General features: G+C 32.9%; 24 protein-coding genes. 10 read left to right on the top strand and 14 right to left on the bottom strand.

Features of this window, described 5'->3' with window-relative positions:
* Positions 1 to 11: 11 nt before the first annotated feature.
* The 13 genes from NQQ59_RS15450 to NQQ59_RS15390 all read right to left on the bottom strand — a co-directional run bounded on the left by NQQ59_RS15450 (position 12) and on the right by NQQ59_RS15390 (position 11,393).
* Positions 12 to 608, bottom strand: coding sequence for a Zn-dependent protease (locus NQQ59_RS15450; protein ID WP_144218371.1), 597 nt, complete (start codon positions 606 to 608; stop codon positions 12 to 14).
* A gap of 220 nt (positions 609 to 828) precedes the next feature.
* Positions 829 to 1,782: a signal recognition particle-docking protein FtsY gene (gene ftsY / locus NQQ59_RS15445; RefSeq protein WP_144218367.1), complete on the bottom strand. Its 954-nt coding sequence runs from the start codon at positions 1,780 to 1,782 to the stop codon at positions 829 to 831.
* 188 nt (positions 1,783 to 1,970) lie between these two features.
* A complete protein-coding gene (locus tag NQQ59_RS15440; protein ID WP_070261881.1) occupies positions 1,971 to 2,123 on the bottom strand; it encodes a DUF4295 domain-containing protein in 153 nt (50 codons plus the stop codon).
* Positions 2,124 to 2,197: 74 nt separating this feature from the next.
* Complete coding sequence (gene rpmG / locus NQQ59_RS15435) at positions 2,198 to 2,380, bottom strand: 50S ribosomal protein L33 (RefSeq protein WP_008253902.1); 183 nt, start codon at positions 2,378 to 2,380, stop codon at positions 2,198 to 2,200.
* 27 nt (positions 2,381 to 2,407) lie between these two features.
* Positions 2,408 to 2,644 carry a 50S ribosomal protein L28 gene (gene rpmB, locus NQQ59_RS15430; RefSeq protein WP_008468080.1) on the bottom strand — a complete coding sequence of 79 codons (237 nt, stop codon included), beginning with the start codon at positions 2,642 to 2,644 and terminating at the stop codon, positions 2,408 to 2,410.
* Between the two features lie 71 nt (positions 2,645 to 2,715).
* The gene (locus tag NQQ59_RS15425) at positions 2,716 to 3,969 is read right to left on the bottom strand and encodes a CinA family nicotinamide mononucleotide deamidase-related protein (protein ID WP_144218365.1); all 1,254 of its coding nucleotides are present in this window, start codon (positions 3,967 to 3,969) and stop codon (positions 2,716 to 2,718) included.
* Positions 3,970 to 4,154: 185 nt separating this feature from the next.
* Entirely contained in the window at positions 4,155 to 4,499 is a 345-nt protein-coding gene (locus NQQ59_RS15420) for an Hpt domain-containing protein (RefSeq protein WP_144218363.1), read from the bottom strand.
* Positions 4,499 to 5,110, bottom strand: coding sequence for a fumarylacetoacetate hydrolase family protein (locus NQQ59_RS15415; protein ID WP_144218361.1), 612 nt, complete (start codon positions 5,108 to 5,110; stop codon positions 4,499 to 4,501). Before NQQ59_RS15415 ends, NQQ59_RS15420 begins: the two co-directional genes overlap by 1 nt.
* Before the next feature lie 85 nt (positions 5,111 to 5,195).
* Entirely contained in the window at positions 5,196 to 5,966 is a 771-nt protein-coding gene (locus NQQ59_RS15410) for a 3'-5' exonuclease (RefSeq protein ID WP_144218359.1), read from the bottom strand.
* Positions 5,967 to 6,188: 222 nt separating this feature from the next.
* Positions 6,189 to 7,544: a dihydrolipoamide acetyltransferase family protein gene (locus tag NQQ59_RS15405; RefSeq protein WP_144218357.1), complete on the bottom strand. Its 1,356-nt coding sequence runs from the start codon at positions 7,542 to 7,544 to the stop codon at positions 6,189 to 6,191.
* 84 nt (positions 7,545 to 7,628) lie between these two features.
* On the bottom strand, positions 7,629 to 8,792 hold the full coding sequence (locus tag NQQ59_RS15400; RefSeq protein WP_144218355.1) for a glycosyltransferase family 2 protein: 1,164 nt from the start codon (positions 8,790 to 8,792) through the stop codon (positions 7,629 to 7,631).
* A gap of 32 nt (positions 8,793 to 8,824) precedes the next feature.
* Positions 8,825 to 10,009, bottom strand: a complete 1,185-nt coding sequence (locus tag NQQ59_RS15395; RefSeq protein ID WP_257698371.1) for a BamA/TamA family outer membrane protein — start codon at positions 10,007 to 10,009, stop codon at positions 8,825 to 8,827.
* 193 nt (positions 10,010 to 10,202) lie between these two features.
* Positions 10,203 to 11,393: a DUF5009 domain-containing protein gene (locus tag NQQ59_RS15390; RefSeq protein ID WP_144218351.1), complete on the bottom strand. Its 1,191-nt coding sequence runs from the start codon at positions 11,391 to 11,393 to the stop codon at positions 10,203 to 10,205.
* A 111-nt stretch (positions 11,394 to 11,504) separates the two neighbouring features.
* On the opposite strand from NQQ59_RS15390, the gene NQQ59_RS15385 reads away from it, so the two are divergent.
* The 6 genes from NQQ59_RS15385 to NQQ59_RS15360 all read left to right on the top strand — a co-directional run bounded on the left by NQQ59_RS15385 (position 11,505) and on the right by NQQ59_RS15360 (position 17,124).
* Positions 11,505 to 12,242: a tyrosine-protein phosphatase gene (locus NQQ59_RS15385; protein ID WP_144218349.1), complete on the top strand. Its 738-nt coding sequence runs from the start codon at positions 11,505 to 11,507 to the stop codon at positions 12,240 to 12,242.
* Positions 12,243 to 12,329: 87 nt separating this feature from the next.
* Positions 12,330 to 13,295, top strand: a complete 966-nt coding sequence (locus NQQ59_RS15380; RefSeq protein ID WP_144218347.1) for a T9SS C-terminal target domain-containing protein — start codon at positions 12,330 to 12,332, stop codon at positions 13,293 to 13,295.
* 49 nt (positions 13,296 to 13,344) lie between these two features.
* On the top strand, positions 13,345 to 15,207 hold the full coding sequence (locus NQQ59_RS15375) for an ABC-F family ATP-binding cassette domain-containing protein (RefSeq protein ID WP_144218345.1): 1,863 nt from the start codon (positions 13,345 to 13,347) through the stop codon (positions 15,205 to 15,207).
* A 191-nt stretch (positions 15,208 to 15,398) separates the two neighbouring features.
* On the top strand, positions 15,399 to 15,764 hold the full coding sequence (locus NQQ59_RS15370) for a four helix bundle protein (RefSeq protein ID WP_144218343.1): 366 nt from the start codon (positions 15,399 to 15,401) through the stop codon (positions 15,762 to 15,764).
* Positions 15,765 to 15,840: 76 nt separating this feature from the next.
* Positions 15,841 to 16,311 carry an FKBP-type peptidyl-prolyl cis-trans isomerase gene (locus NQQ59_RS15365; RefSeq protein ID WP_144218341.1) on the top strand — a complete coding sequence of 157 codons (471 nt, stop codon included), beginning with the start codon at positions 15,841 to 15,843 and terminating at the stop codon, positions 16,309 to 16,311.
* A gap of 33 nt (positions 16,312 to 16,344) precedes the next feature.
* Positions 16,345 to 17,124, top strand: coding sequence for an O-methyltransferase (locus NQQ59_RS15360; RefSeq protein WP_144218339.1), 780 nt, complete (start codon positions 16,345 to 16,347; stop codon positions 17,122 to 17,124).
* 55 nt (positions 17,125 to 17,179) lie between these two features.
* Here the strand turns inward: NQQ59_RS15360 and NQQ59_RS15355 are convergent, their stop codons facing one another.
* Positions 17,180 to 17,839 carry a DUF6565 domain-containing protein gene (locus NQQ59_RS15355; RefSeq protein WP_144218337.1) on the bottom strand — a complete coding sequence of 220 codons (660 nt, stop codon included), beginning with the start codon at positions 17,837 to 17,839 and terminating at the stop codon, positions 17,180 to 17,182.
* A gap of 294 nt (positions 17,840 to 18,133) precedes the next feature.
* Here NQQ59_RS15355 and NQQ59_RS15350 point away from each other — a divergent pair, with 294 nt between their 5' ends.
* From NQQ59_RS15350 to secA, 4 genes are all read left to right on the top strand, one after another.
* On the top strand, positions 18,134 to 18,826 hold the full coding sequence (locus tag NQQ59_RS15350) for an ABC transporter ATP-binding protein (RefSeq protein WP_144218335.1): 693 nt from the start codon (positions 18,134 to 18,136) through the stop codon (positions 18,824 to 18,826).
* An 82-nt stretch (positions 18,827 to 18,908) separates the two neighbouring features.
* Positions 18,909 to 19,478: a cob(I)yrinic acid a,c-diamide adenosyltransferase gene (locus NQQ59_RS15345; RefSeq protein WP_144218333.1), complete on the top strand. Its 570-nt coding sequence runs from the start codon at positions 18,909 to 18,911 to the stop codon at positions 19,476 to 19,478.
* A gap of 238 nt (positions 19,479 to 19,716) precedes the next feature.
* Positions 19,717 to 19,938: a DUF2795 domain-containing protein gene (locus NQQ59_RS15340; protein WP_007138072.1), complete on the top strand. Its 222-nt coding sequence runs from the start codon at positions 19,717 to 19,719 to the stop codon at positions 19,936 to 19,938.
* 87 nt (positions 19,939 to 20,025) lie between these two features.
* Entirely contained in the window at positions 20,026 to 23,370 is a 3,345-nt protein-coding gene (gene secA / locus NQQ59_RS15335) for a preprotein translocase subunit SecA (protein ID WP_144218331.1), read from the top strand.
* Positions 23,371 to 23,450: the final 80 nt, after the last annotated feature.

Below are 23,450 nucleotides of genomic sequence, written 5' to 3'. Positions count from 1 at the left end.
AAAATAGGCAATTAAATTAATTGCCATCCCTTACTTTTCAAGAAGCTTTTGCAATCCTTGCAGAAGCTTTTTTCTTGATCGAGAGGATTTCCACCTTCAGCATCACGCATTAAACAAGTTTTTATTTTACAATGAGGCAATCCTTCTGTATGTCCCAATTCATGCAAAACCAACTTATAAAATTGTTCATTTTTATTTTTTCTGGATAATCTAAAATCAGAAACAACACAAGCTTTTCCAGGTCTGTAACCTAATCCCATTATTCCCCAGTCTTTAATTCCGTTTTTGGTTGTACTAATATCAGAATGTGACAATCCAACAATTACAGAATCTTTACCGATGTTATTTTTTAGATTTTTAATAATACTGTCAGCACGAAATCTATTTCTGGGCTTATAAAAAGTCCCTTCGGGAAACTCAATATTTTCCAACAAAACAACTTTCGGGTTAATCGCTTTAATTTCAACAAAAACCTTTTGAGCTTGCTTCTGCTGAAAATCGCCTAAAGGCTGAATCACAATAACTTTTTGAGCTTTTATTGCAGTTTCACTACTTCTATTTACACAGGAAAATAGACTAAACAGCAAAAACAAAAGACAATATTTCATAAATGTCAAACTCAAAAAATTACTTTTCTAAAGACTATTGATTTTTTTTTATCCTTTTAAGAACTCCCAGAAAGAATAAAATCACTCCAGCCACCATCAAAATATAATAAATTGAAAGACTGTCCCTTTTCAATACATTTGCCAAGACCAAACATATAATACTCGCAAAATACAAAGCAACCGACGAGATATTTTTTAAAGATTCAAAACTCATGGTATTTTATTTAAAGAAGCTGTCAACGAATTCATATTTATTGAAAACTTGCAAATCTTCAATTCCTTCACCTACACCAATATATTTTACAGGAATTTGAAATTGATCTGAAATACCAATTACAACCCCACCTTTTGCAGTTCCGTCCAATTTAGTTACTGCTAGCGAAGTTACTTCTGTTGCTGCTGTAAATTGTTTGGCTTGTTCAAAAGCATTTTGACCTGTAGAACCATCCAAAACCAAAAGCACGTCATGTGGTGCATCTTCAACAACTTTCTGCATGACACGTTTTACTTTTGAAAGCTCATTCATCAAATTGATTTTATTATGAAGACGTCCAGCAGTATCGATAATAACAACATCTGCATTTTGAGCAACCGCCGATTGTAAAGTATCAAAAGCTACAGAAGCCGGATCACTTCCCATATTTTGTCTCACAATTGACACTCCAACTCGATCTGCCCAAACTTGCAATTGATCAATTGCTGCCGCGCGAAAAGTATCTGCCGCACCTAAAACCACGTTATGACCTGCTTTTTTAAATTGGTAAGCTAATTTTCCAATGGTAGTTGTTTTTCCAACTCCATTTACTCCCACAACCATTAAAACATAAGGTTTTTTATCTTTTGGAACTTCAAATTCAGTTGCTTCACCAGTGTTTGTTTCAGATAACAAAGCTCCAATTTCATCACGAAGAATCTGATTTAACTCATCTGTTCCTAAATATTTATCTTCGGCAACACGTTTTTCAATTCTCTCAATGATTTTCAATGTCGTATTTACTCCAACATCTGAACCTACAAGAACTTCTTCCAGATTATCTAAAACATCGTCATCAACTTTAGATTTTCCAGCAACGGCTTTGCTTAACTTCGAGAAAAAAGTAGTTTTTGTTTTTTCAAGACCTTTGTCTAAAGTCTCTTTTTTTTCGGTAGAGAATAATTTTTTAAAAAAACTCATTTTTTGTAGATTATTAGATTTACTAGATTTCCTGATCTTCAGTCAGGAAATCCAAATCTTTAAAGAAAGTGCAATTGTTTTTCAAAAAACAGCCAATTGTTACGATTCTTTAAATTTTTAGACAAATATAGGTAATAAAAAAGCTACTTCCGAAATGAAAGTAGCTTTTCTATATAATGTAATTGTAATTATTTCTTTTTCAAGAATTCATCAACTTCTTCAGGAGCCATAATAGATTCTACGAATGTATATGCACCAGTTTTAGGAGATTTTACCATTTTGATGGCTTTTGACAATCTCTTAGAAGCTGTTTGTAACGATGCTACGGTTTTCTTTGCCATGATTCAAATGTTATTGAACTTTTCATAAAACTCGAATGGCCACACCATTTGAGATTTATAAAAATCCCTAATTATTACTTAATTTCTTTGTGAACAGTTACTCTTTTCAAGATTGGATTAAATTTTTTAATCTCTAATCTGTCTGGAGTATTTTTTTTGTTCTTAGTTGTAATATATCTAGAAGTTCCTGGAACACCAGAAGTCTTGTGCTCAGTACATTCTAAAATTACTTGGATTCTATTACCTTTCTTTGCCATCTTGCTATATATTTATTTAGGAAAAGATTATTTGATAAATCCTTCTGACTGCGCTTTTTTCAAAACTGCAGTGATTCCATTTTTATTAATTGTTTTTATCGTAGATGCTGCTACTCTAAGAGTAATCCATCTATCTTCTTCTGGAAGATAAAAACGCTTTTTAACTAAGTTTACAGAAAACTTTCTCTTAGTTTTGTTCATAGCGTGAGAAACGTTATTTCCTACCATCGCTCTTTTACCTGTAAGGTCACAAACTCTTGACATTATACTTATCTTTTATCGTTATTCAAAATCAGGGTGCAAAGAAAAGAAAAATAAACCATTGGTGCAAAAAATTATTGCACAATTTTTAAAATTTCTTTCTGTAATATTTCCAAACTCTTAACTGATGCCCTATCTATCACTTTTTCACGCGGTTGTCCGAAGTTAAATTCTTCTACAATTACTTCGTTTGGTGTTGCCAAAGCGATAAAAACAGTACCAATTTCAGCATCAGAATCACCTTTTGAAGGCCCCGCATTCCCTGTCGTAGCAAGTGCATAGTCCGTTTTCATTAAATCTTTAACACTCAAAGCCATAGCCGATGCGACCTCAGCACTTACAACAGAAAATTCGTCAACTACACTTTGCGGAATTCCAAGAACATTTACTTTGGCTTCTGTTGCATAAGAAACAACACTTCCTTTAAAATAATTTGACGAACCTGGAACAGCAGACAAAAGCGAAGCAATTCTTCCTCCTGTACAACTTTCTGCTGTTGAGATTGTTTTATTTTCTTTAGTAAGCAATTTACCTATTACCGTTTCAATGGTTTCGTTTTCTTCATAACCCACAATTATATCATGAATTATCACGTCTAGCGACTGAACATTTTCTTCAATTGCTTTTTCTAACTCTTCTTTATCTGTTCCGCGGGCAGTCATACGCAAACGAACTCGTCCTGGATTTGGCAGATAAGCTAATTTTATGAATTCTGGAAGATTATTTTCCCAATGTTCTATTCGCTCTGCAACCAAACTTTCGCCTTGACCATAAGTTAAAATTGTTTTATGGATGATATAAGGACGTTTGTATTCGCGAACTATTTTTGGAATTATTTCTTCTTCTACCAAATATTTCATTTCGTAAGGAACTCCTGGAAGCGAAATAAAAACGGTATTTTCTTTTTTCATCCACATTCCTGGCGCCGTACCCACTTTATTATGCAAAACAGTGCAAGTTGACGGAACCAGAGCTTGATCTTTATTTAGTTGAGAAATTGGTCTTTTGTAAAAACCTTCGATCAATTCTGTTACGTGTGCTAAAACTTTTTGATCTACAACCAACTCGTCATCAAAGTATTCGCAGAATGTTTTCTTGGTAACATCATCTTTTGTCGGACCTAATCCTCCTGTTACAATTACAACATCTACTTTATTTTGCAATTGCAAAAAAGTATCTATAATATGTTTTTTATCATCGCTTATCGATAGCATTTCTGCCACCTCAACACCGATTCTATCAAGTGATTTAGCAATAAAAGCCGAATTTGTATCAACGATTTGTCCAATTAAGATCTCATCTCCAATTGTAATAATTGCTGCTTTCATATCTGTAAAATATTTGTTTTTCTCACTTTACAAAGTAAGACGGTAATTTTTAAGTAGAAATTTAAATTTTGTCTTAGAGGAAGGTATTAACAGTTTTTACAAACTATAAACTGCTTACAAAATTTAAAAAATGATTTTGACTTATTCCTTGATTCAAGCAAATAGGAATAAGTCAAATTTTATCATTAAAGATCAAAATCTTTTTTAATTTCTTTAATCGCTTCTTTTACTTGTATTCTGATACTTTTAAAAGTTTCGATAATATCTTTTTTCTTGCCTTCTGCTTTTGTCCAAGCTTCCACTTGAAGAATTTCTTCAAATGCTACATTTAAGCCCATTAAATCTAATGTCGGCTTTATCTTGTGTGCATAGGAATAAGCATATTTATGATCCTTTTTCTTAATTCCTTCTTTGATTTGTTTTAAATCTTCTGGAACTTCTGTAACAAATAAGGTTAAAATTTGATTTACAAATTCAGGATCGTTATCTGAAAGCGCATACACTTTCGAAAGGTTGTATTTTAAAGCCATTATTTTACTTGTATTCTGAATAATTTTTTATCTTCTAAAAAGCCTTCTAAAACATCATTTGGTTTTACAGCTGCAACACCGGCAGGCGTTCCTGTAAAAATAATATCTCCAATTTTTAATGTAAAAAACTGAGAAACATGAGAAATCAATTCATCAATTTTCCAAAGCATCATGCTTGAATTTCCTTTTTGAACCGTTTCAGAATTGCTTCTTAATTCAAAATTAAGGTTTTCCATAGAAACAAAATCAGTTTTTGGCAAAAAATCTCCAATAACTGCCGAGCCGTCAAATGCTTTTGCTTTTTCCCACGGAAGTCCTTTTTCTTTCAATTTACTCTGTAAATCACGCGCCGTAAAATCGATACCAACACTTATCTCATCGTAATATTTATGAGCAAATTTTGATTCAATATACTTCCCAACTTTATTGATTTTCACAATAATTTCAACTTCATGATGAACATCTTCAGAAAACTCTGGAATTACAAACGGATGCTGTTTCAACAAAACCGCAGAATCCGGTTTCATAAAAACAACAGGTTCACTTGGACGCTCGTTTTTTAATTCTTCTATATGATTGGCATAATTCCTGCCGACACAAATAATTTTCATTTCTTTTTAGTTTCTAAGACACTAAGATGCTAAGTTACTAAGAAACTAAAAACTTAGAATCTCAGAAACTTAGCATCTTAGAAACTTATTTCGTGTTTAATTTTCTTAATTTAATTGCTGTCAAAACCTTTTTGGTATACAAAGGAAAATCTGCATTTTGAATCCAGCTGAAATAACCAGGTTCTGTTTCTAGAACTTTTTCCACTTTTGCACCTTTGTGCTTTCCAAATGTAAAAATTTCTTCGTCATCCTTATCAAAAGCAATCATTCCGGCAAAATCAGCAATCTTTTTACGTGTTGTAAATTCAGACAAAGATTTCATATCATTTTCTAACTCCGGATAACGATCTAATTGCGCTTTTAAAATCTCGTAAGTTGCCATTGTATCGGCTTCTGCTGAATGGGCATTTTCAAGACTTTTTCCACAATAAAATTTCAAAGCCGCACTTAAGGTACGTTCTTCCATTTTATGAAAAATCGTCTGAACATCTACAGAAACCTTATTTTTCATATCAAAATCAACTCCTGCACGAAGCAATTCTTCTGCCAATAGCGGGATATCGAAACGATCTGAATTAAATCCGCCAAGATCACTGTCTTTAATCATATTATGAATATGTGAAGCTAGTTCTGCAAAAGTTGGTTCGTTGGCCACTTTTTCGTCTGTGATACCGTGAACTGCAGTTGTCTGCGGAGGAATTGGAATTGTTGGATTAACCAGCCAGGTTTTACTTTCTTTGTTTCCGTTAGGAAAAACTTTGAATATTGAAATTTCTACGATTCTATCTTTACCGATATCAATTCCCGTTGTTTCGAGATCAAAAAAGCAAATTGGCTTGTTAAGTTTTAATTCCATTTCTAATTTTTATAAGTTTACAAATGTAATTTTTAAAGCCGAATATCCTCCTTTATTCTGATTTTTTTTGTCGAAAAATGCTTTCAATTACTCAATTTTAACTTTTAAAAAATAACCTCTTAATAAGTCCGAACCTCATCATTTAATTCTTTTCCTACAAAATAAAAAATCCGATAAGTTTTTACACCTATCGGATTTGAATTTATTTTTATAATCGATTTTTTAGAAATCTCTATCTACATCAAAAGCTTCTAAATATTCTGCTACTCTTTTTACGAAACTTCCACCAAGCGCACCATCAACTACTCTATGATCGTAAGAGTGTGACAAGAACATTTTCTGACGGATTCCGATAAAATCTCCTTCTGGCGTTTCGATAACCGCAGGCACCTTACGAATCGCACCCAATGCCAGAATTCCAACTTGCGGCTGGTTGATAATTGGCGTTCCGAAAACACTTCCAAAAGTACCAACATTTGTTACTGTATAAGTTCCGCCTTGTGTATCGTCTGGTTTTAGTTTTCCAGCTTTAGCACGGTTTCCTAAATCGTTAACCGCTTTTGCCATTCCAACTAGATTCAACTGATCTGCATTTTTAATTACAGGAACAATTAAATTTCCATTTGGCAAAGCCGCTGCCATTCCTAAATTGATATTTTTCTTTTTAATGATATAATCTCCATCAACAGAAATATTCATTCCTGGGAAATCTTTCAAGGCTTTTGCAACTGCTTCCATCATAATTGGAGTAAAAGTCAATTTCTCGCCTTCTCTTTTTTCGAAAGCTGTTTTTACTTTATCTCTCCATTTTACAATATTAGTTACATCAACTTCAATGAAAGACTGTACATGAGCAGAAGTTTGAACCGAAGCCGTCATATAACCCGAAATCAACTTACGCATTCTGTCCATTTCAACAATTTCGTCAGCACCATTTATAGAAACTGGAACTGCTTGCTGGCTTTTTTGCGCAACTGGCTCAACAGTTTTTGGAGCTTCTACTTTTGCAGTTTCAACAACTTGAGAAGTTACTTCAACTATTTGAGGCGCCTGAACAGAACCTGATTTACGATCTTCTACATATTTTAGAACATCTTCTTTTGTTACACGTCCGTCTTTTCCAGAACCCGCAATATTTTCAAGTTCGTTTAAAGAAATACCTTCTTCTTTTGCAATATTTTTCACTAAAGGAGAAAAGAATTTTTCTGAACCTGAGAAATCCTGAGAAGTTGTTACCGTTTCTTTAACCGCTTCGATTGTTTTTTCAATTTCTACAGCTTCTGCTGGAGCATCAACTTCTTCAACTTTATCTATTGCAGTAGTTGTTGCATCGCCCCCTTCAGTTTCAATAATCGCGATAGTCTGTCCTACTTGTACTAAATCATCTTTACCAAACAATTGCTCAACCAAAATCCCTGATACTTCACTAGGCACTTCGCTATCAACTTTATCTGTTGCGATTTCGAGTACAGCTTCATCAGCTTCAATTTTGTCTCCAACTTCTTTCAACCAATTGGTGATGGTTGCTTCAGCGACACTTTCTCCCATTTTCGGAAGCTTTAATTCAAATCTTGCCATATTGTTAATCTAAAAGATGTTTTTGATTTTCAGATTGCGAAATTACTGAATATTTTAAATATAAATTACATTTAATATAATTTTTTACTCAATTTTTACGATTTGACCTCTATCATTTCGAGAATCGCTTCCAATAATAAAATTGGCTTTTTTGGGTAAAATTTTAAAAGTAATACTCTTATCTTTAAGAGTTTCTATGATTTTGATACATTTTTTGAATGAAACATACTGATTATCCAAAATTATCTCCACCTTTTTTCCCTTAAAAACAAGGCACGAATTTACCATTTTTTCCTCGGGGATTTCTAAAAAGCTGACTTTATTTTTTAAAGTTAAGGCTAATTTTTCAGACAAATCTTCATTTAAAGAATAAAAAACATACGATTCTGGACTTGGTTTAATTTTGACTTTTCCCTGAAACATTTTCACAAAAGAAAAAAACCAAGTTCCCATTTGAATGAAAAAAGTAAAAAACAATGATTTCTTAAAATGCTTCTGATAGAAAAAATTCATTGCTTCCTGAAATCGCTTCATGTACTTTTCATCTTTTACTGTACTTTCTCCCTTATAATGTAGAACTGTAGTTTCGTGAAAGTAATAATTTGACTTTTGTTTTTGCAAGGCACGATAAGACAAATCAATATCATCGGCATACATAAAACAATCTTCATCAAAACCTTTTAAATCTTCGTATAATTCTTTTTCTAAAAACATAAAAGCACCAACCAAAATAGCCACTTTTCCTGTTTCATTTTCATTTAAATGCTGTACATAATATTGATTAAAAAGTTTGGTTTGGGGAAAGATTTTATACAATCCGAAAATTTTGGTGAAGGCGACCCAAGGCGTTGGAATGCCTCGTTTGCTTTCTGGAAGAAATGCTCCTGTTCCATCAATTAGTTTGCAACCAATAATTCCGAGATTATTTTGCCTTTCGGCGAAAGCCAAAATCTTTGCAAAAGTATCTTCTGCAACAACGGTATCGGGATTTAAAATACAAATGTAATTTCCTTTCGCTTGACGAACACCAATATTATTTCCCTTTGGAAAACCGAAATTTTCTTTGTTTTCAATCAGTTTTACATCAGGGAATTTTTGCTTCATCATTAAAACACTTTCATCTGATGAATTATTATCCACTACAATAATTTCAGCATCGATTGTCGCGATGGCTTCCTGAACACTTAAAACACATTGTTCGAGAAAGTAACGTACATTATAATTCAGAATAATAACCGATAATTGCATGTAAAATTGATCTTGTAGATTTTGCCCGAAAGTTAAAAATTTTCCGATAACCCCAAACGAAGCGACCAATCGTTTTTACTAATTCCGTAATCTAAAGCCAAATTACTTCCATTTCGTTTATTCCATTTAATTCGAATTCCTGTTCCAACGGCTGGATTCCATTTTTTAAATTGATATGTTTCTAATTTTGAAACCGACGAAATATTGGTGAAAAATACTGCTCCAAAAAAACCATTTCGACTAATATCTGTTCGATATTCGGTTTCAAAATAAATAAGAGCATTACTTCTATATCTGTTTTTAGTAAAACCTCGTCCTGTTTTTCCTTCGCGATCCCAGCCAATACTTGGTAAATCTAAATAATGTGGTTTTCCTCCAAATGTAGACCAGTAAAAAGCTCTGGAAGCCCAAACTCTATGTTTTGTTTTACTAAAAGAATGATATTTTCTTGCATCAATATATAAAGACTGCCATTTGTCACCTTCTACTCCACTTGTATTAATTCTCAAATCGGCTTCAATATATAAACCCTGTTCGGGATTTATAATATTTTCCCGAGAATCGTAAAGTCCTTGAAACGCAAATCCGAACGAAGTTTCATTTGAAAAATCACCATTCATGTATTGATAATAATCGGTTTCTTCGTCTATATAAGATTCTTCAGAAATATTTTTATAATTATCTAAAAGAAAACCAACTCCAAAACGATAATTTCCCACAATCTGTCTCGTAATAAACTGATAAAACCGCCATTGCTGATAATCTAGTGTTGACATTTCTTCTTTTGAATCGTGTTCGCCCAAGCCATATGTAAATTGAGGATAAATCATATAACGATAATCTCCTGTAAAATTCCATTTGTTTTCGTTTGTATAAATATAGGACTGAACAGGAAAAACATATTGTTTGGTAAAACTGAAATAAGGCGAAAAAGTCACCTGCGACATTCGTGTTTTTTGATGGTTTTCACCTAAATAAAAAGTAGTTAAAAAAGAAACCACTAAACCTGTACTGGAATTAACATCTACTGGAACTGGCAGCAAGGAGAATGCTACCTTTTTTTGATGGTCTTTTTTAATAGAATCATTTTTATCAAAAATCCTGTGAATAACATCTAACATATCTCGATTCCCCATAGTCAAGCTGTCGTTCTGAGCATAACAAAACGAAGCCATTAAACAAAACAAGAAAATATATGTAATTTTTAAACCACTCACTTACAACATCTTAAAAACCATTACTTACAAATTTAGAATTTTATTTTGTAAGATTTTTAAAAAAGTTTTCAGTCGCAGTATTCAGTCTCAGTCGCAGTTTGGATATCTATAATTTTTCAGTCGCAGTCGCAAATTTGAAAACTGAGACTGAAAACTGAGACTGAAAACTGAGACTGAAAACTGAGACTGCAACTCAAAGATGAAGTTGAATTTTATACCTATTCAAGATTTTCATTACAAAAAGCATAATGGTCGAAAATATCAAAGACCATATAATTCCTGGAACTCCGACTCTAAAATACCCCGGAATAATATGGAAGTTTATAAGTTTACAGAAATAATAAATAACACCAGGCAAAATATAAATCAGCAAAGGGTTTGCGGCCGCGGGCATGAAGAATTCACTCCATTTGGTTTGTTTTTTAACTTCCATCAACCAATACAAAAAGTAAAATAGAATGGTACAAATTCCTGCCGATATCATAGTCCATGATGGAGTTCCTTGTATTTTGGAGATTCCGAAAAAGGGTCTTAGAAAAAATCCGATTGTAAAAAAGAAAACGATAAAACCAATTACCGTCCAATTGATTTTATTCTCTATTTTTCGATCAAAGAACAACAAGGAAATCACAATTCCTGCAGATGCCAAAGCAGCATGCGTGAGATGACCTGCAATAAAACTGAGCCAAGAAGTATTTTGAACAAATGAATTATCAGTTAGATTTAAAGAATTCATCACAACGCAAAAAACTAAAAATCCGATCATTGCCCATAAATTACCTGAAACCAGCCAGTAATAAATCACTGTAAAAAGATACGCCCAACCAATTAAACCCAGAATTCCCCACCATTTTGGAGTCATTCCTCTTTCTCCAGTATCCTGAATATACAAAAAGTAAAGTACAACCAATACCGTTATAGCCCCATACTGAAGTACATTTTTTAACCAAACCGGAAAATTCTTAGGATATTTATTCCAAATCGGAATTGGCATTATATAAGCTAAAAGCGCCCAAAGAACTGGAGAAATTATCATTTTGGCGGCATCATAGCCATATTCGGCATTTACCATGAAAACACCAATAATTATAAGCGCCAAAGCTCTTTTTAAAGCATGTGTCCAAATTGTTTTTGCACTGTCGCCTTTTATCAATCTGGCATTAAAAGCAAATGGAACAGACATTCCGACAATAAATAAAAAAGCAGGAAAAACTAAATCAACAAAAGTCATGGCATCTGCATCAGCAGGCATGTGTCTCATCCATTGTGGAACCTGTTGAATACTTGCCAATTCATTTACAAAAATCATTACAAAAATGGTAATTCCGCGCAAAGCATCGATAGAAACAATTCTTTGATTGAATAAATTCGCTTTTATTTTCATAATTTTTTACTTTTTTACTAAAAATCAAATATAACATAATTCTAAAATGCCTTATTAGAAATTCTACAGTAATTTTGCATTCTATTAATTTGAGTTACACACTTTTGCCCCATGTTTACATTTTTCAAGTCAAAACCTATTTTAAAAGAACTGCTTAATGGTGATTTTGTAGATATACATTCTCACATTTTGCCTGGTATTGATGATGGCGCTAAAAATCTGGAAAAATCTGTAGAACTTACCCGTTCTTTTCAGGAATTGGGAATCGCTCAAATCATTACAACACCGCACATCAGTCATTTTGTTTGGAACAATTCACCAGAAACAATTCAATCAAAGCTTGACGAGACTAAAAATGAATTAATAAAAAATAATATCGAGATCCCTTTTCAGGCATCGGCAGAATATTTTATAGACTATTGGTTTGAAAATCATTTTAAAGAAGAAAAACTACTTACTTTAAAAGACAATTATGTCTTGGTCGAAATATCATATTTAAGTGCTCCAATAAACTTATACAAAACCATTTTTGAGATACAGGTTGCTGGTTATATTCCAGTTTTGGCACATCCGGAACGTTATGTTTTTTATCATGATCATTTTAATGAATACGAAAAACTAAAAAATGCGGGATGTCTTTTTCAGTTGAACCTGTTGTCGACTGTAGAATATTATGGTTCGAAAATAGGCCAAATAGCCGATGAACTTCTAAAAAAAGGAATGTATGATTTCTGCGGAACCGATGTACATCACAGAAAACATATTGCTTCTTTTGACGAAAAAATAAAAATCGGAAATCTTGAAAATCTGAAGGAAGTCATAAGTAACAATCAGTTTTTTAAATTTTAAAACAAGTCTTCTTCCTTCTTCAAAAGACATTTATTACAGTCGTTTTTCACAATTATTCTTAACTTGTACAAAAACAACATTGCAATTATGATAAAAATTTTTTTCTTCTTCCTTGCAATCACAACAGTCGGTTATTCACAAGTTTCGGGATGCACAGATCCTCAGGCCGAAAATTACAACCCGAAAGCTTTACAAAATGACGGAAGTTGCAGTTATAAAACTTTAAAATTAAAACCTGAAAATTCTGTACAATTAAGTGATTCATTACATGAAACTTCAGGATTAATTACTTTCAAAAATCTATTATGGACACATAACGACGATCATGATAAAACTATTTACGGTTTAGATTCTTTAGGAAAAATCAAAAGAAAAATCGTGTTTAATGACGTTGTTAATCATGATTGGGAAGAAATTGCACAAGACGATTTATACCTATATATAGGTGATTTCGGAAATAATTATTCTGGAAACCGAAAAGATCTTCAAATCCTAAAAATAGAAAAACAATCATTTTTGGATGAAAAACCAAAAATTGAAACCCTATCATTTACCTATTCTGACCAAACCAACTTTTCTGCTTCAAAACCAAACAAAACCGATTTTGACTGCGAAGCTTTTATTGTTTCTAAAGACAGTATTTATTTGTTTACCAAACAATGGAATTCATCTAAAACGAATATTTATTCGTTACCAAATCAAGCTGGAAATCATGTTGCAAAATTCAAATCGACTCTAGACACAAAAGGTTTAGTAACAGGAGCAACCCATCTTGAAGATAAAAACCTCATTGTTTTGTGCGGTTACACCAAAATCGGAAAACCTTTTTTATACCTGCTTTACGATTTCAAAAATCAGGATTTTACATCTGGAAATAAAAGACGAATCAATTTAAAACTTCCTTTTCATCAAATTGAAGGAATTGCGACTAAAAACGGTCTTCATTATTTTTTGACCAATGAAGCTCTTGTTCGTAAACCAGTGATAAATGTGCCACAGCAAATTCATTATTACGATTTGAGCTCTGTTCTCGGTTTGTATCTCCATAAATAATTCGCAAATCGTAAGATAATAGTTTACTTTTGCAAAAAATTTTATTCTTGTGAATTATTTATCAGTCGAAAATATATCAAAGTCATTTGGAGAAAGAGTCCTTTTTGACAACATTTCTTTTGGAATCAACAAAGATCAAAAAATCGCTTTTATTGCTAAAAATGGTTCTGGGAAAACAACCATTATGAGCATTATTAACGGTTTGGACGAACCAGATACTGGACAAGTTGTTTTAAGAAAAGGCATCAGAATGGCATTTTTGTCTCAGGACAATAATCTGCAAGATGAACTTACCATTGAAGAAAGTATTTTCGCTTCGGACAATGAAACTCTTAAAATTATTGAAGCCTACGAAAAAGCATTAGAAAACCCTTCAGACGAAGAAGCCTACCAAAAAGCTTTTGACGCAATGGATCAGCATAACGCTTGGGATTTTGAAACGCAATACAAACAGATTTTATTCAAATTAAAACTGGAAGATTTTAAACTTAAAGTAAAAAATCTTTCTGGGGGACAAAAAAAGCGTCTTTCGTTAGCTATAATTCTAATCAACCGTCCAGATTTATTGATTTTGGATGAGCCAACCAACCACTTGGATTTGGAAATGATCGAATGGCTTGAAAGTTACTTCGCTAAAGAAAACATTACCTTGTTTATGGTAACGCACGACCGTTTCTTTTTGGAGCGCGTTTGTAATGAAATTATCGAATTAGACAACGGAAAATTATATCAATACAAAGGGAACTACTCTTACTATTTACAGAAAAAAGAAGAAAGAATCACTTCTGAAAATTCGAGTATTGACAAAGCTAAAAACCTTTTTGTAAAAGAATTAGAGTGGATGCGTCGTCAGCCAAAAGCGAGAACAACCAAGTCTAAATCTCGTCAGGACGATTTTTACATTATTAAAGAAAAAGCACAAAGCCGACGCAAAGAAAACAAAGTTGAGCTTGAAATCAATATGGAAAGAATGGGAAGCAAAATTATCGAGCTTCACAAACTTTCTAAAAAATTCAAAGACAAAGTTATTCTGGATAATTTCAGCTTTGATTTTCAACGTGGCGAAAGAATCGGAATTATTGGTAAAAACGGAACCGGAAAATCGACTTTCTTAAATCTACTGACAGGAACAATTCCACCAGACAGCGGACGTGTGGTAAAAGGCGATACGATAAAAGTGGGTTATTACACACAATCAGGAATCAATCCGAAACCAGGTCAACGTGTAATTGACATTATTAAGGAATACGGAGAATATATTCCACTTGCAAAAGGAAAAATTATTTCAGCTTCGCAATTATTGGAGCGTTTTCTTTTTGATGCTAAAAAACAATATGATTATGTAGAAAAATTAAGTGGTGGTGAATTAAAACGTTTGTATTTATGTACCGTTTTAATTCAGAATCCGAACTTCTTGATTCTTGATGAGCCAACAAACGATTTGGATATTGTGACTTTGAACGTTTTGGAAAGCTTTTTATTAGATTATCCTGGATGTTTATTAGTAGTTTCTCACGATCGCTATTTTATGGATAAGATTGTAGATCATTTATTTGTTTTCAGAGGACAAGGTGAAATTGAAAATTTCCCAGGAAACTATTCTGATTTCAGAGCTTATGAAGATAGTGCCGATGTTGCTCAAAAAGAAGAAAACAAAGCAGAAAAGAAAGATTGGAAACAAAATAATCCGACTGGAAATCTGACTTTTAACGAACAAAAAGAATATCAAAAAATCGAAAGAGAAATCAAAGATTTAGAAATCGAAAAAACTAAAATCGAACAATTATTCTCTGACGGAAAAGTGGCTGATGCCGACATTGAGAAAAAAGCAAACGAACTTCAAAACATAATTAACAAAATTGATGCAAAGGAAGAACGTTGGTTTGAGCTTTCTGCTAAAATTGAAGGGTAAATTATAGGTTTTCGGTCTCAGTCTCAGTTTCAGTCTCAGTCTTAGTCTCAGTCTCAGTCTTAGTCTTAGTTTCGGTCTCAGTCTTAGTCTTAGTCTCAGTTTTCAAGCATTTTTATGTATTAACTCGTATTTTTATTTTTTAAAAAGTAATCTTTTTCTTTATTTTTTTTATTCTTGTAAAAAAATAAAAAATGGATTTTAAAGAATTATTAGCATACAGAAAGTCTTTTGAACTTGCAATGGAAATATTTGAATTATCTAAGACATTTCCAAAAGAAGAGCAATTTTCTTTAACAGATCAAATCCGTAGATCATCAAGAAGTGTTTGTGCAAATATTGCAGAATCTTATCGAAAAAGAAGATATGTAAATCATTTCATAAGCAAATTAACTGATAGTGATGCCGAAAACTCAGAAACAAATACTTGGCTAGAATTTTCATTAAAATGTAATTATATTACTAAAGAAAAATTTGAACATCTAAACATAAAAAGTATAGAGATTGGAAAACTAATTAATTTTATGATCAATAACCCAAACAAATTTGGATGCAACTGATAAGCAAACTGAAGACTGAGACCGCGACTAAAAACTAATTTCCTTATATTTACAAACTTAAAAAAACAAATACCACATGAAAAAATTATTAGTAGCATTTTCGATCCTGACATTTTTTATTTCTTGTTCAAACGATTCAGGATTACAAAGAATTCCGGAAAAACTAGATTACACTGTTGAAAACGAAAAAGAAATCACTGAATATCTAGCTAAAAATAATCTAACAGCTGTAAAAACAAGTACTGGTTTACATTATATTATTACGGAAGAAGGAACAGGCAAACAGCCTACTTTACAATCAAACGTAACAGTTACTTACAAAGGTTCTCTTACTAATGGAACTGTTTTTGATCAAAGCAAGACAAATGTAACTTTCCCTCTAAACAAGTTAATTTTAGGATGGCAAGAAGCATTACCACTTTTTAAAGAAGGTGGAAGTGGAATTTTGTTTATACCTGCACATTTAGGCTACGGAGCTGATAAAGTTCAAAACATTCCAGCTGGTTCTGTTTTAATTTTTGAAATTAAATTAATTACAGTAAACTAATTCGTTTAAAAAAAGACGAAATAATTAATACGAATGCTGTTTCAAATTAAAGCTTATCTAAAATTTCTTTGGGATTCTAAGAATGAACATGCAGTTCACTCACCTTTTGTTTTTAGTTTACTAACAAAATGTTTTTACGACAAGAAAACAAAACCAGAATATGCAATTCTAAAAAACTATAGAAAAGCTCTTTTAAAAAACAAAAACTTCATTGAAGTAACTGATTTTGGTGCTGGTTCAAAAGTATTCAAATCAAACAAAAGACAGATTTCTAAAATTGCGCAAACGGCGGGAATTTCCCCAAAAAGAGCAGAATTATTATTTCGTGTATCGAATTATTTTCAACCTCAAAATATTCTTGAAATAGGAACATCTTTAGGTTTGGCAACTTCAGCTTTAGCTTTGGGAAATCCAAAAGCAAAAGTAATTACAATTGAAGGTTGTCCTAATACCGCTGGTATTGCAAAAAATCAACTAAATGAATTCGATTGTAAAAATGTTGAAAATGTCATTTCAGAATTTGAATCTTTTTTAATTTCTGAAAACCTGCAAGCTTCAAATTACAATCTAATTTATTTTGACGGAAATCATTCCAAAAGAGCAACTCTTGCCTATTTTGATCTTTTACTGCCAACGATTGATAACGATTCTGTCTGGATTTTTGATGATATTCATTGGTCAGAAGAAATGGAAGAAGCTTGGGAAAGCATAAAAAATCATCCAAAAGTAAAAGTAACAATCGATACTTTTCAATGGGGTTTTGTTTTCTTTAGGCGAGAACAGCCGAAAGAACATTTTATAATACGAGCATAAAAAAAGACAATCAGAAATGATTGTCTTTTTTTATCTAATTCAAAATATTTAAAGCTTATTTTTTAGCTTCTTTGTTTTCTTCTGCTTTCGCTCCCATTCTGTTTACAGTATACATAGGTGCAAATTTAATTTTCAGACCAGCAATTTTTCTATTATCAGAAGCTGTTAAACCTTCTTTTTCAACAGTGTTTTTTCTGCTGTCCAATGCTTCGTATAGCACTTTAATTTCATCCCAGTCTTCACGAGAGTACTTATCTTTATTATTCTCAACTGTATGAACAAACTGTTGGTAAACACTATGAATATTTTGAGCATTTACCCAGGCAAAACTCATATCGTCTCCAATTTTTCCTTCACCAAACAAGGCATTTCTCAATTGTTGTTTAGGACTTGGAGCCGGAGGGGCTAAAAGGGTGGTCATTTCATTTTTGAAACTCTCGTATTTTGCCTTACTTGTATTTATTTTTTCTGTTTGAGCCGCATTGTCTTTGATATCTGCCAAAGCTGCATCAGCTTCTGCTGCTCTTCTATCGTATTCTGATTCTACAGCATTCCAATTTTCTTTCAAATCATCAGCTTTTACATTTTTAACCGAATCGACGTAGGTTACATACGAATCAATTGTACGCTGTGCTTTTTCTTGTTTTTCATCTTTACATGAAGTAAAGCTTAATGCTAATAATGCAATTCCTGTAGCTATTTTAATATTTTTCATAATCTTGATTGTTTAATTAATACACTAACAAATTTACTTAAAACAAAGACGTTCAAAATTACATTATTACCACATTTTTAAGAATCAAAACCTATTAAATATACAAAAACAACAAAATAATGACAATTATACAATATTTCTTCAAAACCATATAACAACTTCAAACTATACTTTTATATCACTTTGATAAAAATTAGAAATTAAATCTGATTTGTAACAAAAGTCATTTCTCAACTACTAATGGTTTTTATTGAAAAGTGTTTTGTACTTTTAAATCCAAAATTATAAACCAAAATGGCTGAACCATTAATTAAAATAACTGACATCAAACGTAATTTTGTTTTAGGAAACGAAATTGTATATGTTTTAAAAGGAATAAATCTGGAAATAAAAAAAGGGGAATATGTTGCTCTAATGGGACCTTCGGGATCTGGAAAGTCTACCTTAATGAACTTATTAGGATGTTTAGACACTCCAACTTCTGGACATTATGTTTTAAACGGAAAAGATGTCAGCCAAATGAAAGATGATGAATTGGCCGAAATTAGGAACAAAGAAATTGGTTTTGTTTTTCAGACTTTTAATTTATTGCCTAGAACAACTGCACTTGATAATGTTGCGCTTCCAATGATTTATGCTGGTTATGGAAAATCGGATAGAATTGCACGAGCCAAAGAAGTGCTGACGCAAGTGAATCTTGCAGACCGAATGGATCACCAGCCGAATCAGCTTTCTGGAGGACAACGTCAACGTGTTGCTGTTGCTCGAGCTTTGGTTAACAAACCTTCTATCATTTTAGCAGATGAACCAACAGGAAACTTAGACAGTAAAACTTCTGTAGAAATCATGAAGCTTTTTGGTGATATTCATGCACAAGGAAATACAGTCATTCTAGTAACCCACGAAGAAGATATCGCAGCATACGCACATCGCGTAATACGCTTAAGAGACGGCTTAATTGAAAGTGATAATCGTAAAGAAGTTTAACCGTTTATTTGGTTAATCGTTTAATCGCACAGGAAAAAAACTTAGCATCTTAGTATCTCAGAACCTTAGCATCTTAAAAAAAATGAAAGTATATACCAAAACAGGCGACAAAGGTACAACAGCTCTTTTTGGAGGAACTCGCGTACCCAAAGACCATATTAGAATTGACAGCTACGGAACTGTTGACGAACTAAATTCTTATATCGGATTAATCCGTGATCAGGAAATTGACGAACATTACAAAACCATTTTAATCGAAATTCAGGATAGACTTTTTACTGTTGGTGCCATTTTGGCAACTCCACAGGAAAAAGAAGTTTTAAAAAATGGAAAACTTCGATTAGAAAATCTCGGAATAATTGATTCGGATATTGAATTGCTCGAAAACGAAATAGATAAAATGGAGGAAAGCCTTCCACAAATGACTCATTTTGTTTTGCCAGGCGGTCATCCTACCGTGTCACATTGTCATATTGCACGTTGTATTTGCCGTCGCGCGGAGCGTTTAGCGGTACATTTAAGCCACAATGAACACGTTCCAGAAATAGCAATTATGTACTTAAACCGACTTTCTGACTACCTTTTTGTCTTGGCACGGAAGTTGTCGTTTGACTTAAAAGCGGAGGAAGTGAAATGGATTCCGAGAAAATAAATTTTCTTAAAATTCAAATTTCTAAATCCCAAATTCCAAGAAAAACTAAAAATTCTTCGAATTTATTTTTTTTTCATAAAAGCTTTAAAAATGGAGGTTTTAAGCTCCTTTTTTGGAATTTGAAATTTAAAAATTGGAATTTAACAAGAGACGTTCTTAAATTTTATTAAAATAAATCAAAATTTACTTGTCTTTTTCAGTAAAAAATTTATTTTTGCACAAACTAAACAGATAACAGATGTATTGGACATTAGAATTAGCATCTTATTTAAGTGATGCGCCATGGCCTGCTAACAAAGACGAACTTATTGACTACGCTATTAGAGCTGGTGCTCCATTAGAAGTAGTAGAAAACCTTCAGTCAATCGAGGATGAAGGCGAGATATATGAATCAATGGAAGAAATTTGGCCTGATTATCCAACAGACGAAGATTATCTTTGGAATGAGGATGAATATTAAAAAAATAAACCAAAGGAAAAAGTCTCATCACAGAGGCTTTTTTTTTGGTTCAAATACATATTAAATAATAAAGAAATACAATAAATCATGAGTTTCATAAATAGTATTATTAAAGTCTTTGTGGGTGATAAGTCTCAAAAAGATGTCAAAGCTTTACAACCTTACTTAAACAAAATCAAAACATTCGAAACTCCCTTAATGAGTCTATCTAACGACGAATTAAGAGGAAGAACCGTTTATTTTAAAGACAGAATTAAAGAAGCTAGAGCTGACAAAGATGCTAAAATTGCTTCGCTTAAAGCGGAAGTAGAAAACATCGAAGACATCGACAAAAGAGAAGATCTTTATGACGCTATTGATGCTCTTGAAAAAGAAGCTTACGAAATCTCTGAAAAAACTTTATTAGAATTACTTCCAGAAGCATTTTCTGTAGTAAAAGAAACGGCTCGTCGTTTTAAAGAAAACTCACATATTGAAGTTACGGCAACTCCAAAAGACCGTGAATTTTCTGCTACAAAACCTTATATTACAATTGATGGTGAAAAATCTATCTGGGCAAACAAATGGAATGCTGCAGGAAAAGATATCACTTGGGACATGATTCACTACGATGTTCAGTTAATTGGTGGTATGGTATTACACGAAGGTAAAGTTGCCGAAATGCAAACCGGAGAAGGTAAAACTTTGGTGGCTACCCTTCCACTTTACTTAAACGCTTTGACAGGAAACGGAGTTCACTTAGTAACAGTGAATGACTACTTAGCAAAACGTGATAGTACTTGGAAAGCACCTTTATTCGAATTCCACGGTTTATCTGTAGATTGTATCGATAATCACCAACCAAGTACAGAACAAAGAAAAAAAGCTTACGATGCTGATATCACTTACGGAACAAACAATGAGTTTGGTTTCGATTATTTAAGAGATAACATGGCACATTCGCCAAGCGATCTTGTTCAAAGAAAACACAATTTTGCTATTGTCGACGAGGTTGACTCGGTATTAATTGATGACGCTAGAACTCCACTTATCATTTCTGGACCAGTTCCTCAAGGAGATCGTCATGAATTCAACGAATTGAAACCAAAAATCGAAAACTTAGTTGCACAACAACGTCAGTTAGCGAATGGTTTCTTAGCTGAAGCTAAAAAATTAATCAAAGAAGGAAATACTAAAGATGGAGGTTTCTTATTATTAAGAGCTTACAGAAGTTTACCTAAAAATAAAGCATTAATTAAATTTTTAAGTGAAGAAGGAATTAAACAATTGCTTCAAAAAACTGAAAATCAATACATGCAAGATAACAATCGTGAAATGCACAAAGTTGACGAAGCTTTGTATTTTGTGATTGAAGAGAAAAACAATCAAGTAGAATTGACAGACAACGGTATCAAATACCTTTCTGGAGATACTGATGCAGATTTCTTCGTTTTACCAGACATTGGAACAGAAATCGCTGCGATTGAAAAACAAAAATTAGACAAAGACGCTGAAGCTGAAGCTAAAGAAAGATTATTCCAAGATTTTGGTGTAAAAAGCGAGCGTATCCATACTTTAACTCAACTTTTAAAAGCGTATGCTTTATTCGAAAAAGATGTTGAGTACGTGATCATGGACAACAAAATTATGATTGTCGATGAGCAAACAGGTCGTATCATGGATGGTCGTCGTTACTCTGATGGTCTTCACCAAGCGATCGAAGCTAAAGAAAACGTAAAAATCGAAGCTGCAACGCAAACTTTTGCAACTGTAACATTACAGAACTACTTCAGAATGTACAGCAAATTAGCAGGTATGACTGGTACAGCGGTTACAGAAGCTGGCGAGTTATGGCAGATTTATAAATTGGACGTTGTTGAAATTCCAACAAACCGTGGAATTGCAAGAATTGACAAAGAAGACTACATCTACAAAACAACTCGTGAGAAATTCAACGCCGTAATCGAAGACGTTACTGAATTATCACAAGCTGGAAGACCAGTATTGATTGGAACAACTTCTGTTGAGATTTCAGAATTATTAAGCCGTATGCTTAAAATGAGAGGAATCACACACAACGTATTGAATGCTAAAATGCACAAGCAAGAGGCACAAATCGTTGAAGAAGCTGGTAAAGCTGGAGTTGTAACTATTGCAACAAATATGGCTGGTCGTGGTACCGATATTAAATTATCTCCAGAAGTTAAGGCTGCAGGAGGTTTAGCAATTGTGGGTACGGAGCGTCACGATTCTCGTCGTGTAGACAGACAGTTACGTGGTCGTTCTGGTCGTCAAGGAGATCCAGGAAGTTCTCAATTCTATGTTTCTCTTGAAGATAACTTAATGCGTTTATTCGGTTCTGAAAGAGTTGCGAAAGTAATGGACAGAATGGGATTAAAAGAAGGTGAAGTGATTCAGCATTCTATGATGACTAAATCTATCGAACGTGCTCAGAAAAAAGTAGAAGAAAACAACTTTGGTGTTCGTAAACGTTTATTAGAATATGATGACGTTATGAACTCGCAGCGTGAAGTAGTTTACAAACGTCGTCGTCACGCATTGTTCGGAGAGCGTTTGAAACTAGATATCGCGAATATGCTTTATGATACTTGCGAATTAATCGTAAGCAACAACAAAGTAGCTAATAATTTTAAAGGATATGAATTTGATTTAATTCGTTATTTCGGAATCACCTCTCCAATTTCTGAAGCAGATTTCTTAAAATTATCTGACATTGAAGTTACTGGAAAAGTATACAAAGAAGCTTTAGCGTTCTACACTGAGAAAACAGAAAGAAGCGCAAGAGAAGCTTTCCCAATTATCAAAGGAGTTTTTGAAGAGCCAAATAATCATTTCGAAAGAATTGTAGTTCCATTTACAGACGGAATCAAAACTTTAAATGTTGTTACTGACTTACAAAAAGCTTACGACACTGAAGGCGCTCAATTAATTGCTGATTTTGAGAAAAACATCACACTTTCTATTGTGGATGAAGCTTGGAAAAAACACTTACGTAAAATGGACGAATTGAAACAATCTGTTCAATTAGCTGTTCACGAGCAAAAAGATCCATTGCTTATTTACAAATTAGAAGCTTTCAACTTGTTTAGATCGATGTTGGACAATGTTAACAAAGAAGTTATTTCATTCTTATTCAAAGGTGATTTACCAGCTCAAAACACTCCTGAAATCCACGAAGCAAGAGAAGTAGTTCGTCCAAAAGAAAATTTACAGTTAAGCAAAGACGAAATTCCAAACAGCGAAAGCATGAACCGTGAAGCTGGAGAAACACAACAGCGTCAGGTTACTGAAACTATCGTTAGAGATATGCCAAAAATCAACAGAAACGATACTGTTGTAGTTCAAGAAGTTGCTACTGGTAAAACAGAAACAATGAAATACAAAAAAGCTGAAGCTTTAATAGCTGCTGGAACTTGGGTTTTGATTAACTAATTTTTTAAATATTCAGTCTCGGTATTCAGTCACAGTTTACCAACTATTTTAAATCCATAAAAAAGACCGATAGTTTAAAC

Source organism: Flavobacterium panacis (assembly GCF_024649945.1).
Taxonomy (GTDB): domain Bacteria; phylum Bacteroidota; class Bacteroidia; order Flavobacteriales; family Flavobacteriaceae; genus Flavobacterium; species Flavobacterium panacis.
Note: the sequence above shows the minus strand (reverse complement) of the source record. Positions and strands in the feature narration are given on the sequence as shown.